Source organism: Thioalkalivibrio sp. ALE28 (assembly GCF_000377425.1).
Taxonomy (GTDB): Bacteria; Pseudomonadota; Gammaproteobacteria; order Ectothiorhodospirales; family Ectothiorhodospiraceae; genus Thioalkalivibrio.
Map to the genome: position 1 here is coordinate 142,511 of NZ_KB898098.1, position 13,833 is coordinate 156,343.

The following is a 13,833-nucleotide window of genomic DNA, read 5'->3' on the forward strand; positions in this document are numbered from 1 at the left end:
TCTATTGCGCACGTCGGCACACTGCCCGCCGCCAAACAAACACCGATTTTCTCCGTGCCCTCCGTGCTCTCTGTGGTTCAATCGCTTTTGACCTGGCCCTTCTTCGTGCCTTCGTGCGCTTCGTGGTGCACAACCATCAGGGGGCGAGCCAGAGGCCGAGGTCGTCCAGGGCCTCGGCGATCTCGGTGGCGATGCGGCGGTAGCCGCGGGCGTTGGGGTGGACCGGGTCCGCGCGCAGATCGCTCTCGGACAGCACCCCCGAGAGCACGTCCTCGATCAGGGGCACCTGTTCCTCGTGCGCCAGCTCGCGGTAGATCGGGTCGTCCCGCAGGCGGCCGGTGGCCGCGCCCAGGGCGGAGGCCCGCGGCACCCCCAGCAGCAGGGGCTGGGCTCCATGGTCGCGAACGGTCTCCACCAGTAGACGCAGATCCTCGCGCACCGCGGCCGGGTCGCGCTGGCGCAGGAAATCGTTGCCACCCAGCCAGATCAGCACCAGATCGGGCTCGTGCGCGCGCAGGCTCGGGGCGAGACGCTCGCGGGCGCTGCTGGCGCGATCCCCGGGCACCCCGTCGTTGACGATCGTCCAGCCGGTGATCGCCGCCAGGCGCGCCGGGTAGTCCTCGCCCGCTCCGGCCCCGGTCCCGTGGGTCACACTGTCGCCGAAGGCCAGTACTGTCGCCTGGCGCGGGAGCGGATCGAAGTCGCCCGGGACGCCGCTCCCGCAGGCCACCAGCATGGCGACCAGCCCCAGCAGGAAGCCCGCGCGCAGCCAGGCCATCATGTCTGGCGCCCCATGCGATACAGCGCCACCAGTGCCAGGATCAGGAACAGCACGACCGGCAGGCTGGCGGCGACGAAGGGCGGCAGGTTGTAGACCAGCCCCAGGTGGGTCATCGCGCGCATCACGATTGCGAAGGACACGCCGATCGCGATGCCGATGAACAACCGCCGGCCGGCCCCGCCCTCGCGCTGGGAACCGAACAGGAACGGGATGGCCAGCAGCAGCATCACGAAGGTGCTGGCCGGCAGGGTCAGGCGTTGCCAGAACGCGACCTCATAGGGGGCCGAGTCCAGGCGATTCTCCTGCAGGTAGCCGATATAGCGCGCCAGGTTCTGCGCCGCCATCTGGCCCGGCTCGACCACCAGCACGTCGAAGTATTCCGGCGCGATCAGCCGCTCGATGGTTTCGGTCTCCAGACGCTCCGACTCGACACGTTCCAGCGACAGCCTTGAGCGTTTTACGTCCTGCAGCCGCCAGGCCCCGCCCTCGTACTGTGCGCTCTGGGCGCGCGTGATCTCGCGCGGCTCGCGATTCGCGTCCACCTCGATGATGCGCACCCCGATCAGCCGATTGCCCGGCAACACGGTATCCGCCTGCACCATGCGCCGGCCATCGCGTGCCCACAGCCCGATCGGGCTCACGCTCAGCTGTTCGTCGAAGGCCGTCGCCTTCAGGTTCTGCGCCCGGCTCTCGGCGGCCGGGGCGAAGAACTCGCCCACCACCACCATCGCCACCACGACGACCAGGCCGGCCTGCATCACCCAGCCGATAAAGCGGCCCAGTGTCATCCCGGCCGCGCGCATCGCGGTCAGCTCGCTGTTCGCGGCCAGATTGCCCAGCCACAACAGACCACCCAGCAACGCCGCCGACGGCAGCATGTCGTACATCCGCCGCGGCAGGGTCAGCGCCACGTACAAAAGCGCCTCGGTCAGCCCGTAGTTGCCTCGCCCGGTGTCGCGCAGCTCGTCGATCAGCGCGAACACCGCATCCAGCGCCACCAGCAGGACCACGGCCAGCGCGGTCCCGATCAGGACCTGGCGCATGATGTAGCGCCCCAGCACCGTCGTCATGGCGTCACCTCGTCACGCTCCATGGCCCGGCCGAGGCCCAGCATGCCCTTGCGCCAGGCGAGCACCAGCCAAAGCACCAGCATCGAGCCGTGCGTCCACCACAGGCCCAGGGCCAGCGGCGTGCGCCCGTCCGCCAGCTGGCCCTGCCCCAGGATCAACAGGTTGGCATACAGCACGTAGACGCCGATCGCCGCCGGGATACGCGCATAACGGCCGGTGCGCGGCGGCACCTGCGCCAGCGGCAGCGCGATCAGGCTCAGCACCAGGATCGACAGCGGCATGGCGAGGCGCCATTCCAGCTCCGCGCGGTGGTCGGGGCGATGCCGCTCCTCCCAGAGATCCAGCGTCGACATCGCGTTCAGCGAGCGGCGCCCCGCCCCGGCGTCCGGTTCGGTGATCTGGGTCCGCAGGCGCTCGAACTCGAGCATGCGGAAGCTGCTTTCGCCCGGCACACCGACGTGGCGGTAGCCGTTCTCGAGGATCAGGAAGCCGCTGCCCTCCGCCCCGGGATCGGGGATCGCGCGCTCGGCCACGGTCACCTGCGCCTCGCCCTCCACCTCCCGGTAGATGAACACCTCCAGCAGCGCCTCGCGGTCTTCGCTCAGGCGCTCGGCGAAGAAGACCTGCTCGCCCACCCGCGAGCGCAGGAAACGCCCGGGGGTAATCCCGACCAGGTCGGAGCGCTGCTCGGCCAGGTCGCGGAACTGATCGATCTGGGCCTCGGTACGCGGCACCACCAGCATCATCAGCACCAGCAGCAGCAGCGTCGCGGGCACGGCCACCCACAAAAGCGCGCGATAAAGCGCGGCGAAGGACATGCCGCTGGCCTGCAGCGCGACCAGTTCGCTGTCGCGCTGCAACCGGCCCAGCACCAGCATGAAGGCCAGAAACAGCGCCACCGGCCAGAGGAAGACAATGCCCTTGAAGGCACCGAAGGCCACCAGCGGCGGCAGAAAATCGACCGGGATCGTGCCCTCGGCGACGTCCCGCAGCACCCGCGCCAGCACGCCGCCGATGATGACCAGCAGCAGGACGATGGTGACCGCGGTCTGGGTGACCAGCAGCTCGCGGGCGATGAAGCGTTCGGCACGGCGCAGAATCATGCGCGCATTACCCCGCGGCCCGCGCGGCGCGTGGTCGGTCGCCGCGTGGCGCTGGTACCATGATGGAACTCATTTTCGGGAGGCATTCATGCAATTCTCCGTCACCACTTCGACCCTCGACAAACCCCGCGCCGGCATCCGCGCCGCCGGCATCAATCACAAGCGCAATCCGGCCGCGGGCGCCAGTGCCCTGGATGCCGCGCGCGACGGCGAGATCGCGGCACTGCTGAAGGCCGGCGAGATGGATGGCGAGGCCGGCAGCCGGCTGTTGCTGCCCGGCGGTGGCAGCCCAGGCAATCAGGGGAAGGGTAGCGCACTCCTGATCGGCCTGGGGGCGAAGAAGGACTTCGACGCCCGCGCCGCGCGCAAGGCGGCGCAGGCCCTGGCCGCCGCACTGGTCGAGCGCCCGGCCACCAGCGCCGCGATCGCGGTCGCGGACTTCCAGCCGCGCGGCAAGGACATCGCCTGGGTGGTGCACACCCTGGTCGCGGCGATCTCGGAGGCCGCCTACCGCTTCACCCCGTTCAAGGGCAAGGAGAAGACCACCCCGGTGAAGCTGGACAAGATCCAGCTGTGCGTGGAGCGCAAGGACGCCGAGACCGCGAAGCAGGCCTGCACCGAGGCCGCGGCGATCGCCACCGGCGTGAACCGCGCGAAGGACCTGGGCAACACCCCGCCGAATGTCTGCTACCCGGAGAGCCTGGCCGACACCGCCCGCGAGATGGCGAAGCAATACAAGCAGCTGAAGGCCACGGTCCTGGACGAGAAGGACCTGGAGAAGCTCGGGGCTGGGGCCATCCTGGCGGTCGGCAAGGGTTCCGAGCGCCCGCCGCGCCTGATCGCGATGGAGTACTCCGGCGGCAAGAAGGGCGACGCCCCGGTGGTGCTGGTCGGCAAGGGCATCACCTTCGACACCGGCGGCATCTCGCTGAAGCCCGGCGCCGAGATGGACGAGATGAAGTACGACATGTGCGGCGCGGCCAGCGTGTTCGGGGTGATCGAAGCCTGCTGCGAGCTGGGGCTGCCAGTCAATGTGGTCGGCGTGGTCACCAGTGCCGAGAACATGCCCGATGGCCGCGCGACGCGCCCGGGCGACATCGTCACCACCCTGTCCGGGCAGACCGTCGAGATCCTGAACACCGACGCCGAGGGCCGTCTGGTGCTGGCCGACGCCCTGACCTGGGTTGAGCGTTACAAGCCGAAGGTGGTCATCGACATCGCCACCCTGACCGGGGCCTGCATCATCGCGCTGGGCCATCAGGGCGCGGCGATCCTGGGCAACAACGAGCGCCTGGCGAAGGGCCTGCTGGCCGCCGGCGAGGAGACCGGCGATCGCGGCTGGCAGCTCCCGCTGTGGCCGGAGTACCAGGAACAGCTGAAGAGCAATTTCGCCGACATGGCCAATATCGGCGGGCGTCCGGCCGGCACCATCACCGCCGCCTGCTTCCTGTCGCGCTATACCGAGGACTACACCTGGGCGCATGTCGATATCGCCGGCGTGGCCTGGAAGAGCGGCAAGGAGAAGGGCGCGACCGGCCGCCCAGTGCCGATGCTGATGCGCTACCTGCTCGACCAGGCCTGATCCGGGTCGGGCGCGGATGACCCACGTCAGCTTCTACCTGCTGCAGGACCCGGCCCCGGAGGCGCGCCTGCGCTTCACCTGCCGCCTGGCGAAAAAGGCCAGCAGCCAGGGCCATCGCGTGCACATCCACACCGGCTCGCCGGAGCTGACGCGCACGCTGGACGAGTGGCTGTGGACCTTCGAGGACACCGCGTTCCTGCCGCACAGCACCGATGTGCGCGATGCGGAAGTCCCGGTCTCCCTGCACGAGGCCCATGCCCCGTCGGATCGCTGCGACGTGCTGATCAACCTGGCGCCGGAGGTGCCGGAGTACTGCGGGCGCTTCGAGCGCGTCGCGGATATCGTCGGCGGCGAGGAGTCGGAACGCGACGCGGGCCGCGCCCGCTACCGCTACTTCAAGGAACGCGGCTACCCGCTGGAGCACCACAACATCCAGTAAAGGGGCGCTGACGGCGGCGGTTCAGACGCGCGGTGGCGGGTCGGGAATCTCGCGCAGCCAGGCCTCCAGCTCGAACAGGGGCAGGCCGACCACATTGGTGTAGGACCCTTCGATCCATTCGACAAAGGCGGCACCGCGCCCCTGGATGGCATAGGCGCCGGCCTTGCCACGCGGCTCGCCGGTCGCCCAGTAGGCCGCGATGTCGGATGACGTCAGCGGCCGCATGCGCACGCGGGTCGTCACGGTACGCGCCCGCATGGATGCACCGGGCCGGCCCAGCGCCATGCCGGATACCACCCGGTGCTCCCCGCCGGAAAGGCGTTGCAGCATGGCCTCGGCATCGGCGAAATCCGCGGGCTTTCCCAGGGCCTCGTCGCCCACCGCGACGACGGTATCCGCGGCCAGCACCCACTGCCCCGGGATGCCGCACGCGATGGCCGCCTCGGCCTTGGCGATGGCGAGGCGTTCGACCAGCACCTCCGGGGACTCGCCCGGTAACGGGGTCTCGTCCACGTCCATCGGCGCCACCTCGAAGGCGAGCTGGATCTGCTCCAGCAGTTCGCGGCGGCGCGGGGAGGCCGAGGCCAGCAGCAGCGGATGAGCCACGGGCGTCACGCGCGGTGGTAGGGGTGGTTGTTCAGCAGCGACCAGGCGCGGTAGAGCTGCTCGGCGACCAGCACCCGCACCAGCATGTGCGGGAAGGTCAGCGGCGACAGCGACCAGGCCCATTCCGCACGGGCGCGCACGGCCTCATCCAGCCCCGCGGCCCCGCCGATCACCAGCGCGACATCGCGCCCGTCCTGCTGCCAGTCCTCCAGGCGCCGCGCGACGCCCCTGGTGTCCACGCCCTTGCCGCGCTCGTCCAGCAGGATCACGCGGGCGCCCTCGGGGATGGCCTTCAGCAGGATCTCGCCCTCGCGCCGCAGCAGCGTGGCCGTATCCATGGACTTGGCCCCGGAGGGGCCGGCCAGGGCCTGCAGGTTCAGGTTCAGCTCGCGCGGCAGACGACCGGCGTACTCGTCGAACCCGGCCGCCACCCAGTCGGGCATGCGCTTGCCGATCGCAATCAGGTCCAGGCGCATGGCGGCGCGCCCCGGTCAGCCGCGCAGGCGGCGGACGCGCTCCAGGCTGGGGTCCTCGGGCGCGGCCTTTTCGGTATCCGCGGCCTCCTCGGCCAGCCAGAGCTTTTCCAGGTTGTAGAAGTCGCGGGTCTCCGGGAGCATCACGTGGACGATCACGTCGTTCAGGTCCACCAGCACCCACTCCTGGCTCTCCTGGCCCTCGACCCCCAGCGGCTGGATGCCGGCCTCCTTGGCCTTCATTGCCACCGACTCCGCGGTGGACTGCACGTGACGCCCGGAGGTCCCGGAGGCGATCACCATGTAGTCTGCCAGCGTGGTCTTGCCGCGGACGTCGATGCTGCGGATGTTCTGGGCCTTCATGTCGTCCAGAGCGGTGGTCACCAGCTCCAGGAGTTGTTCACTGTTCATGCTGTCGGTCATATCCCGTGATTGCGGTTCGACACGGCCCGGTACAGGCCGCGGTCGTGGATGTAGCGATTGACGGCGCCGGGGAGCAGGAAGCGCGGGCTGCGCCCGGCCTGCAGTTCATCCCGGATCGCGGTGGCGGAGATATCGAGCTGGGTCACCGGCTGGAAATAGACCCGCCCGCCCGGGGCATTGCGCAGCACCGCCGGGTCGCGGGTTGCGGCATTACCCAGCCAGCCCCCCAGATCCTGCGAGGCCGGGCTGCCGGGACGATGCGAGACCACGATATGCGCCAGATCGAAGATCTGCTTCCAGCGGTTCCACGACGGCAGGCCGGCGAAGGCGTCCATGCCCATGATCAGCACCAGCGGTGCCTCCGGCCCCAGCTCCTCGCGGAAGCTGAGCAGGGTGTCGACGGTGTAGGACGGCCCTTCGCGATCCAGTTCACGGCGATCGGCCACAAACCCCGGCACGTCCGCGATGGCACTCTCCACCATCGCCAGCCGGTCGTCGCTGCCGGTGCCCGGGCTCGCGCGATGCGGCGGCACGTGGCAGGGGATGAAGTGTACCCGTTCCAGGCCCAGATGCTGCTGGATCTCCAGCGCCGGACGCAGATGCCCGAAGTGGATCGGATCGAAGGTGCCGCCGAGGATCCCGATCACGCCGGGCGTGCCCCAGGGAGACGCTGATCCAATCGCACGTCTTTCTTAGCTACGCACATGACCGTCGCCGAACACCACATACTTGAGGGTCGTCAGCCCATGCAGGCCCACCGGACCGCGCGCGTGCAGCTTGTCGGTGGAGATGCCGATCTCCGCACCCAGGCCGTACTCGAAGCCATCGGCGAAACGGGTGGAGGCGTTCACCATCACCGAGCTGGAGTCCACCGCGCGCAGGAAGCGCCGGGCCCGGGTGTAGTCCTCGGTCACGATGCTGTCGGTATGGTGCGAACCATACGTGTTGATGTGGTCGATCGCCGCGTCCAGGTCGTCAACCACGCGGATCGCGAGGATCGGTCCCAGGTACTCGGCCACCCAGTCGTCCTCGGTGGCCTCGGCGATATCCGTCCCGGCATTCGCGAGGATGGTCCGGGTACGCGCGCAGCCACGCAGGCTCACCTGATGTTCCGCCAGGGCCGTCGCCAGGCGCGGCAGGAAGGCCTCGGCCTGATCCGCGTGCACCAGCAGCGTCTCCATGGTGTTGCAGGTGCCATAGCGCTGGGTCTTGGCGTTCACCGCGACCGCCAGCGCCTTGTCGAGATCGGCCCCGCCGTCCACGTACACGTGGCAGACGCCGTCCAGGTGCTTGATCACCGGGATCTGCGACTCGTTGCTGACGCGTTCGATCAGGCCCTTGCCACCGCGCGGAACGATCACGTCCACGTACTGCGGCATGCGCAGCAGCGCGCCCACCGCCGCGCGGTCGGTGGTCGGCACCACCTGCACCGCCTCGCGCGGCAGCCCGGCCTGCTCCAGCCCGGCCTGGATGATCACGGCCAGCGCCTGGTTGGAGTGCAGGGCCTCGGAGCCGCCGCGCAGGATCGCGGCGTTGCCGGACTTCAGGCACAGCGCGGCGGCGTCGATGGTCACGTTCGGGCGCGACTCGTAGATGATGCCGATCACGCCCAGCGGCACGCGCATCTGGCCGACCTGGATGCCGCTTGGTTGATAGGCCATGTCGGAGATGGTGCCCACCGGATCGGGCAGGCCCGCCACCTGGCGGCAGCCCTCGATCATGGTGTCGATGCGGGCATCGGTCAGCGCCAGGCGATCCAGCATCGCGGCGTCCAGGCCGCGCTCGCGTCCCGCCTCCAGGTCGCGGCTGTTGGCCTCCGCCAGTTCGGCACGGCGCGCGGCGATGCCCTCGGCGATCGCGTGCAGGGCCGCGTTCTTCGCGCCCGGCTCGGCCTCGGCCATGCGCCGCGAGGCCACGCGCGCGGCACGGCCCAGCGCCTCGACCTGGGCGATCACATCGTCGGCTACGGATTCGGTGGGGTTCACGGCAGCGTTCATGCGGTCAGACTCGTTCCGGGTTCAGGGCGGGTTCGGCCACGGTCAGCGGGCGCCCCGCCATACGGGCCACCAAGTCTAGCAACCCCTGCCGGGCATTGCCGTTTTCCTGACCCTTGATCACGCGATCCACGCGCGCGGCCTCGGCCAGCAGGCCCCGCGCCTGCGTCAAGCTCAGCCGCGACATGGCCTGGCGCAGGGCCTTCTGGCCATCGCCGAAGCTGCCCTGGAAGGCCTCCTTGTCGGGCGCGCCGGCGGCCTTGCGCTCCATCGCCTGCACCAGCAGCCGGCATTCGCGCGCCAGCGCCCACAGGATCAGCGGCTCCGCCTGGCCCTCCTCCAGCAAGCCCTCCAGCATGCGCAACGCGTGGCGGACATCGCCGCGCAGCGCGGTCGGGGCCAGGGCGAACAGCTCGAAACGCGCGGCGTCGGTGGTGGCCTCCGCCAGCACCGTCTCGTCGATCTCGGTCACGCCGGCCAGCGCCAGCTTCTCGATCTCCTGGCGCGCGGCCAGCAGGTTGCCCTCCACCCGCGCGACCAGCAGCGCCAGCGCCGGGTCGGTGATGCGCAGCCCGTTCTTCTGCAGGCGCGCGCGGATCCAGCTGCCCAGCTGGGCCGGCGGCACCGGCCGCGCATGGATCACCACCGCACGGTTTTCCAGGGCCTTGAACCAGGCCGCCCGGCGCATATCGCGGTCCGGACGCGGCAACTGGAGCAACAGCACCAGATCGTCCTGCGGATCGCCGGCGTAGGCCTTCAGGTGGTCGCCACCGGTCTTGCCCGGCTTGCCGGTGGCCAGGCGCAGGTCCAGCACCGTGCGCTCGGCAAACAGCGAGCGGTCGCGGATCGCGGCCTCGAACGGCCCCCAGTCGGACTGTGCGGTCAGGTCCAGCACCGTGCGCTCGAGGAAGCCCTGCTCGCGGGCGGCCGCGCGGATCGCGTCGGCCGCCTCGATCGCCTGCAGCGGCTCCTCGGCCAGCAGCAGGTAGATCGGCGCCAGCCCGCGGGCGAGATCCTGCTCCAGGCGGGCGATATCCAGCGCCATTACGGGGCCGGCTCCTCCGCCGGTTCGCGCAGGCGGCCGTCCGGCTCGGTCAGTGCCGCGATCCGGCGCTGCAGCTGACCCACGATGTCGCGGTCCATCGCCTCGCGCAGCGTGGCCTCGCGCTCGCCACGGCTGAGCACGGCGGTCCCGTCGAACAGGTAGATGCGCGAGGCGCGCAGCGGCCCCAGGTCCACTGCTTCGCCGTCGACCGGGCGCAGGCGGACCTCGACCGTGCGGATCAACTCGTACTCGGACACCCGCGCCGCCTCGGTCACCGACAGGGTGCGACGCTGGTCGTTGACCGAGCGGATCTCGAGGATCGCGCCCTGCCCCTCGGGGCGCTGGTTGACGATCTCCACGCCGGCGGAGCCCAGGGTCACGGCCAGCTCGCGGTACAGCGAATCACGCGCATTGATCCCGGTGATCTGGACCGGCTGCAGCGCCTCCGGCCACTCGCCACTGCCGCGCAGCTGGAAACCGCAGGCGGCCAGTGCAGCCACCAGCACCAGGACCAGCGCGGCGCGCAGCAGGGCGGTCATTGCGGCTTCACCACGAAGTTGACCAGCCGGCCCGGGACCACGATCACCTTGACCACATGGTGGCCCTCGAGATGGCGCTGTACGTTCTCGTCGTTGCGGGCAACACTCTCGATGGCGTCCTTGTCAGCGCCGGCCGGGACCGCGATCTCGGCGCGGCGCTTGCCGTTCACCTGCACCGCCAGGGTCTCCTGTGCGGCCTGGCGCGCGGCCTCGTCGACCGTCGGCCAGGCGGTGGTCGCGACCAGCTCGTCATGGCCCAGCGCGCGCCACAGGGTCTCGGTCACGTGCGGGATGATCGGCGCCAGCATGCGCACGATGCCTTCCAGGGCCTCCTGGCGCACGGCCGCGGCCTGCGCACCATCCTTCGGGAATTTGCCGAGGTCGTTCAGCAGCTCCATGTTCGCGGCCACCGCCGTGTTGAAGGTCTGGCGCCGGCCGATGTCGTCGGTGACTTTGGCGATGGTGTCGTGCAGCTTGCGCCGCAGCTCGCGCCCGGCGTCGTCCAGCGCGTCCACCTCCAGCGCCCCCGGCGCATCGCCGTTCACGTGCTCGTGCACCGCCCGCCACAGGCGCTTGATGAAGCGCTGCGCACCCTCGACGCCGGAGTCGGACCACTCCAGCGACAGGTCCGGGGGTGCGGCGAACATGGTGAACAGCCGCGCGGTGTCAGCGCCGAAGCGCTCGATCAGCGCCTGCGGGTCCACGCCGTTGTTCTTCGACTTGGACATCTTCTCCATGCCGCCCACGACGACCGGCTGGCCGTCCTCGCGGTGGCGCGCGGCCTTCACCGAGCCGTCCTCGGCGCGTTCCAGCTCGACATCGGCCGGGTTGATCCAGTCCTTCCCGCCGTCACCGCGCTCGCGGTAGAAGGTCGGCGCGATCACCATCCCCTGGGTCAGCAGCCGGGTGAATGGCTCGTCGGAGGCCACCAGGCCCTCGTCACGCAGCAGCTTGTGGAAGAAGCGCGCGTACAGCAGGTGCAGCACCGCATGCTCGATGCCGCCGACGTACTGGTCCACCGGCAGCCAGTGGTCGGCGCGCGGGTCCAGCATCGCGGTGTCGTTGTCCGCGCAGGCGTAGCGGGCGAAGTACCAACTGGATTCGAAGAAGGTGTCGAAGGTATCGGTCTCGCGCCGTGCCGGCTTGCCGCATTCCGGGCAGGTTGCCTCGAAGAACTCCGGCATGCGCGCCAGCGGCGAGCCGGCGCCGTCCGGGATCACGTCCTCCGGCAGGCGCACCGGCAGGTCGGCTTCCGGCACCGGCACCGCCCCGCAGTTGTCGCAGTGGATCACCGGGATCGGGCAGCCCCAGTAGCGCTGGCGCGAGATACCCCAGTCGCGCAGGCGGTAGTTGCGCCGGCGCCGGCCCAGCCCGGCCTGCTCCAGGTGTTCGGCGATCGCGGCCTTGGCCGCCTCGGAGGCCTGCCCGTCGAAGTCGCCGGAGTTCACCAGCACACCGGGATCGGTGAAGGCCGCGGCCTGTACGTCGCACTCGGTACCGTCGGCCGGGGCGATCACCTGCCAGATCGGCAGGTCGTATTTCGTCGCGAACTCGTGGTCGCGTTCGTCGTGTGCCGGCACCGCCATCACCGCGCCGGTGCCGTATTCCATCAACACGAAGTTGGCGACCCAGACCGGGACCTCCGCACCGGTCAGCGGATGGCGGGCGGTAAAGCCCAGCGACCGGCCCTTCTTCTCCATGGTCGCCAGATCGGCCTCGGCCACCCCGCCTTGCGCGCAGTCAGCGACGAACGCAGCCAGTTCGGCATCATGTTCCGCCAGCGCCTGCACCCGCGGGTGTTCCGGGGCCAGCGCCATGTAGGAGACGCCGAACAGGGTGTCCGGACGCGTGGTATAGACGGTCAGCGGTTCGCCGCCATCCACCGCGAACTCCAACTCCACGCCCTCGGAACGCCCGATCCAGTTGCGCTGCATGGTGCGCACCTGGTCCGGCCAGCCGTTGAGGTCGTCCAGGGCCTCCAGCAGCTCGTCGGCGTAGTCGGTGATGCGCAGGAACCACTGCGGCATCTCGCGGCGCTCGACCAGCGCGCCGGAGCGCCAGCCACGGCCTTCGATCACCTGCTCGTTGGCGAGTACGGTCTGGTCCACCGGGTCCCAGTTCACGGTCGCCTTCTTGCGATAGACCAGGCCCTTCTTCAGCAGGCGCACGAACAGCCACTGTTCCCAGCGGTAGTAGTCGGCATCGCAGGTCGCGAACTCGCGCGACCAGTCGTAGGCAAAGCCCAGGCGCTTGAGCTGGGTGCGCATCTGCTCGATGTTCTGGCGCGTCCAGGCGGCCGGCGGGACATGGTTCTGCATCGCCGCGTTTTCCGCCGGCAGGCCGAAGGCATCCCAGCCCATCGGCTGCAGCACGCTTTTGCCCTGCATGCGCTGGAAGCGCGCGATCACGTCACCGATGGTGTAGTTGCGCACATGCCCCATGTGCAGCTTGCCCGAGGGGTAGGGGAACATGGACAGGCAGTAGAACGGCTCGCCGGGGGCGTCCTCGCGCGCGCGGAAGCAGTCGGCCTCCTCCCACTGGCGCTGTACCTGCGCCTCGATCACCTCCGGGGAATACTGCTCCTGCATGCGCCTCACCTGTCCTGATCGCCGAAAACAAAGAACTGCGCAGAATACCAGCGCCCCCCACCCCCTCCAAGGGAAACAGCGCCCCGCAGCCTCGCGCGGCGCAGGGCAGAGATCCGGAGGGACACCCGGATCACCGGCGGCCTGTGAACCGCGTCACGTCAATTCAGGAACATGCCCCCGGCCCGGACTGCCTCACTGGGTAAAGCAACCGGAAACGTTGAACCTGACGTTCCAAGGAGTCTGGAGATGCACGAAAAGGACGAGATCCCCGTTGTGCAGCGGGCCTACCCGGAGGATCTGGGCGAGACCCATCCCGAACACACGCCCGAGACCGACTCGCCCGCGATCCGTGAAGTCGCGCCCGAGGACCTCGGCACCTGGCTCGGCAAGGGCTGGCGCGACCTCTGGAAGACGCCGGTGGCCCTCGTACACGGCCTGGTGATTGCGCTGGCCAGCCTGGTCCTGTTGGGCCTGTCGTGGAACCAGCCGTGGATGGCCTTTTCCTTCCTCGCCGGCATCCTGCTGCTCGGCCCTGTACTCGCGGTGGGCGTGAACTACCTGGCCCTGCAGAATGAGCGCGGCCAGCCGGGCGGTGCCGGACTCGGCTGGCTGGGCACCCTCGGTGGCTCGATCTGGGGCTTCGCCGCGCTCCTGGCCGTGCTGTTCGTGATCTGGGCCAGTTTCGTGTGGATGTGGATCGCGGTCCTCAACATCGGCGAACTCGCCATGATGGGGCAGTTGCACCATCTGGTGGGTGCGATGCTCGGCAGCGGCGCCGGGATCATCTCGCTGGTGGGGGTCGTGCTGGCCGCCATCGTGTTCGGGCTGGTGGTCTTCGCCCTGAGCCTGGCGACCATCCCGGCCCTCCTGGATCACCGGGTGCGCGCCGATGCCCCGCAAAAGAGCCTGATCGAGTCCATTGGTGTCAGCCTGAAGGCCTTCAACCACAACCCGGGCACCCTGATTCTGTGGGCCCTGATCATCACGGCCCTGTTCATGGTGTCGATCGCAACCGCCCTGCTGGCCCTGATCGTGATCTTCCCGTGGCTGGGCTTCGCCATGTGGCATGGCTACCGGGATATGGTCGAGGCAAGCTGAGCTCCGACAGGCAAGCGCGGTCGTCCCCGGGGCGCGGGCTCCGGGGGCCCGCGCTCGTGCTAACGTTAGGGACACGCCACCATCTACGCTCG

14 protein-coding genes are annotated in these 13,833 nt (G+C 69.6%); 3 read left to right on the forward strand and 11 right to left on the reverse strand.

Annotated features, from left to right (window positions below; genetic code table 11):
* Positions 1-136 precede the first annotated feature (136 nt).
* From D105_RS0107775 to lptF, 3 genes are read right to left on the reverse strand one after another with little or no spacing between them, the layout of a single operon-like run.
* A complete protein-coding gene (locus tag D105_RS0107775; RefSeq protein WP_018878079.1) occupies positions 137-781 on the reverse strand; it encodes a GDSL-type esterase/lipase family protein in 645 nt (214 codons plus the stop codon).
* The gene (gene lptG / locus D105_RS0107780) at positions 778-1,851 is read right to left on the reverse strand and encodes an LPS export ABC transporter permease LptG (RefSeq protein ID WP_018878080.1); all 1,074 of its coding nucleotides are present in this window, start codon (positions 1,849-1,851) and stop codon (positions 778-780) included. Before lptG ends, D105_RS0107775 begins: the two co-directional genes overlap by 4 nt.
* Positions 1,848-2,954 (reverse strand): LPS export ABC transporter permease LptF, encoded by a 1,107-nt coding sequence (gene lptF, locus D105_RS0107785; protein WP_018865708.1) that lies wholly within the window; start codon positions 2,952-2,954, stop codon positions 1,848-1,850. The genes lptG and lptF overlap by 4 nt, the downstream gene beginning before the upstream one ends.
* Positions 2,955-3,042: 88 nt before the next feature.
* On the opposite strand from lptF, the gene D105_RS0107790 reads away from it, so the two are divergent.
* The gene (locus tag D105_RS0107790; RefSeq protein ID WP_018876456.1) at positions 3,043-4,536 is read left to right on the forward strand and encodes a leucyl aminopeptidase; all 1,494 of its coding nucleotides are present in this window, start codon (positions 3,043-3,045) and stop codon (positions 4,534-4,536) included.
* A 16-nt stretch (positions 4,537-4,552) separates the two neighbouring features.
* Positions 4,553-4,975, forward strand: coding sequence for a DNA polymerase III subunit chi (locus tag D105_RS0107795; protein WP_018878081.1), 423 nt, complete (start codon positions 4,553-4,555; stop codon positions 4,973-4,975).
* 21 nt (positions 4,976-4,996) lie between these two features.
* On the opposite strand, the gene D105_RS0107800 is transcribed toward D105_RS0107795, so the two are convergent.
* From D105_RS0107800 to leuS, 8 genes are read right to left on the reverse strand one after another with little or no spacing between them, the layout of a single operon-like run.
* Positions 4,997-5,590 (reverse strand): nucleoside triphosphate pyrophosphatase, encoded by a 594-nt coding sequence (locus D105_RS0107800; RefSeq protein WP_018878082.1) that lies wholly within the window; start codon positions 5,588-5,590, stop codon positions 4,997-4,999.
* Positions 5,587-6,057, reverse strand: a complete 471-nt coding sequence (gene rlmH, locus D105_RS0107805; RefSeq protein WP_018878083.1) for a 23S rRNA (pseudouridine(1915)-N(3))-methyltransferase RlmH — start codon at positions 6,055-6,057, stop codon at positions 5,587-5,589. The genes D105_RS0107800 and rlmH overlap by 4 nt, the downstream gene beginning before the upstream one ends.
* A gap of 15 nt (positions 6,058-6,072) precedes the next feature.
* A complete protein-coding gene (gene rsfS, locus D105_RS0107810) occupies positions 6,073-6,465 on the reverse strand; it encodes a ribosome silencing factor (RefSeq protein ID WP_026279156.1) in 393 nt (130 codons plus the stop codon).
* 8 nt (positions 6,466-6,473) lie between these two features.
* A complete protein-coding gene (nadD, locus tag D105_RS0107815) occupies positions 6,474-7,124 on the reverse strand; it encodes a nicotinate-nucleotide adenylyltransferase (protein ID WP_018865702.1) in 651 nt (216 codons plus the stop codon).
* Between the two features lie 45 nt (positions 7,125-7,169).
* Positions 7,170-8,474, reverse strand: coding sequence for a glutamate-5-semialdehyde dehydrogenase (locus tag D105_RS0107820; protein WP_018878084.1), 1,305 nt, complete (start codon positions 8,472-8,474; stop codon positions 7,170-7,172).
* Between the two features lie 4 nt (positions 8,475-8,478).
* Entirely contained in the window at positions 8,479-9,516 is a 1,038-nt protein-coding gene (holA, locus tag D105_RS0107825; RefSeq protein WP_018878085.1) for a DNA polymerase III subunit delta, read from the reverse strand.
* The gene (gene lptE, locus D105_RS0107830; RefSeq protein WP_018878086.1) at positions 9,516-10,055 is read right to left on the reverse strand and encodes an LPS assembly lipoprotein LptE; all 540 of its coding nucleotides are present in this window, start codon (positions 10,053-10,055) and stop codon (positions 9,516-9,518) included. The genes holA and lptE overlap by 1 nt, the downstream gene beginning before the upstream one ends.
* Positions 10,052-12,643 (reverse strand): leucine--tRNA ligase, encoded by a 2,592-nt coding sequence (gene leuS, locus D105_RS0107835; protein WP_018878087.1) that lies wholly within the window; start codon positions 12,641-12,643, stop codon positions 10,052-10,054. Before leuS ends, lptE begins: the two co-directional genes overlap by 4 nt.
* 246 nt (positions 12,644-12,889) lie before the next feature.
* Between leuS and D105_RS0107840 the strand changes: the two genes are divergently transcribed.
* On the forward strand, positions 12,890-13,741 hold the full coding sequence (locus D105_RS0107840) for a DUF2189 domain-containing protein (protein ID WP_018878088.1): 852 nt from the start codon (positions 12,890-12,892) through the stop codon (positions 13,739-13,741).
* The last annotated feature ends 92 nt before the right edge of the window (positions 13,742-13,833 follow it).